This window comes from Ruegeria sp. AL11, from assembly GCF_056540865.1.
The window spans coordinates 1-1,844 of record NZ_JBQFXO010000037.1 but is presented as its reverse complement, the minus strand read 5'-3'; the positions used below and the strand labels follow the sequence as shown (position 1 = coordinate 1,844).

Annotated in this window: 2 protein-coding genes; both read left to right on the top strand. The window is 56.5% G+C overall.

Annotated elements, in window-relative coordinates; translation table 11 throughout:
- Window positions 1–744, top strand: a 744-nt coding sequence (locus ACR0IP_RS23090; RefSeq protein ID WP_480528147.1) for a LysR substrate-binding domain-containing protein, incomplete at its 5' end; no start/stop codon positions are given.
- A 185-nt stretch (window positions 745–929) separates the two neighbouring features.
- The coding region (locus ACR0IP_RS23085) for a formate--tetrahydrofolate ligase (protein ID WP_480528146.1) at window positions 930–1,844 on the top strand (915 nt) is incomplete at its 3' end.

Genomic DNA, 1,844 nt, shown 5'->3' with positions numbered 1-1,844 from the left:
CGTTCGGTGTCACTGACGCAACAAGGTGCCATTCTGTTGGCAACTGTCGAGAGGTCTCTGGATCAGATGCGGGACGTCAGCCGTGAGATGCTGGCCAAACATCAGGCCAACAAGGTGTCGATTTCCGCGACGAACTCTGTCGCGTCTTTGTGGTTGATGCCACAACTGCACAAGTTCAACAAATCCAACGGTCGTATCCGTATTTCGCTGGTGTCTTCGGACAGTGACGCAGAATGCCTTTCGGATTCCATGGACCTGACAATACTGCGTGGAGATGGCGAGTGGCCGGGATACGAAGCAAAGCTTCTGTTCGGAGAAACAGTGTTTCCGGTTTGTAGCCCCGAGTACCTCAGAAGCAACCCCAATGCGGCAGTTCTTTCCGCGCTGCCGGAACTGGACCTTATTGAAGTCACCAGCAGCCATGCGGAGTGGATGACATGGCGTACATGGTTCAGCGGTAACGGTGTTTCCACCTCAGCGATGGAACAAGCTGTGGCTTTCAACACCTATCCACTGTCGGTTCAGGCTGCCGTCGATGGTTTGGGAATTGCATTGGGCTGGGCCCATCTTGTTGACCCCTTGCTTGAGAGCGGCGCGTTGGTCAGGCCGGTCCAGAACGCTTCGGTGCGAACGCAATCCGGATACTACCTGCTGAAAAGGCCGCTTCAAAAAGCTTTCCCGGAACAGCGCATCGTCGAGGATTGGTTGCTGGGTCTCAGCGCAGTTCGAAAAAGATACGCCTGATCCTGGTCGCAAACCGCTGATTCTTGACTTGATGTTTGGAAATGTCCCTTGGGCGTTCTAAACTCACGTATTGACCCTTGGGAATATTTATTTACCTTAAAGAAAATTTCGACCGAATCTGGCCCTGCGTTTTGTCGCTTTGGCCGGACCAATTCAGACTATCTCACGCAGGGAGACCAAACCCAATGAGCTATAAATCCGACATCGAAATTGCGCGTGAAGCGAATAAGAAGCCGATCCAGGAGATCGGCGCGAAGCTTGGAATATCCAGTGATGATCTTTTGCCGTATGGGCATGACAAGGCGAAGGTGAGCCAGGAGTTCATCAACTCGGTGCAGGGTCGTGAGGACGGCAAGCTGGTGCTGGTGACGGCGATCAACCCGACGCCTGCGGGTGAAGGCAAGACGACCACAACGGTTGGTCTGGGTGACGGTCTGAACCGGATCGGCAAGAATGCGATGATCTGTATCCGCGAGGCCTCGCTGGGTCCGAACTTCGGCATGAAGGGCGGCGCTGCGGGTGGCGGCTATGCGCAGGTTGTTCCGATGGAAGAGATGAACCTGCACTTCACCGGCGATTTCCACGCGATCACCTCGGCCCATTCGCTGCTGTCGGCGATGATCGACAACCACATCTACTGGGGCAATGAATGCGAGATCGACACCCGCCGGGTCGCATGGCGTCGTGTGGTCGACATGAACGACCGTGCCCTGCGCCAGATCACCGCCAGCCTGGGCGGCGTGTCGAACGGGTTCCCGCGCGAAACAGGTTTTGACATCACCGTGGCGTCCGAGGTCATGGCGATCCTGTGCCTGTCAAACGACCTGAAGGATCTGGAAAAGCGTCTGGGTGATATCATCGTGGCCTATCGCCGCGACAAGACGCCGGTCTATTGCCGCGACATCAAGGCCGAAGGCGCGATGACCGTTCTGCTGAAAGACGCAATGCAGCCGAACCTGGTGCAGACGCTGGAAAACAACCCGGCCTTTGTCCACGGTGGCCCGTTCGCGAACATTGCGCATGGCTGCAACTCGGTGATCGCGACCAAGACCGCGCTGAAAGTGGCTGACTATGTGGTGACCGAGGCGGGCTTTGGCGCC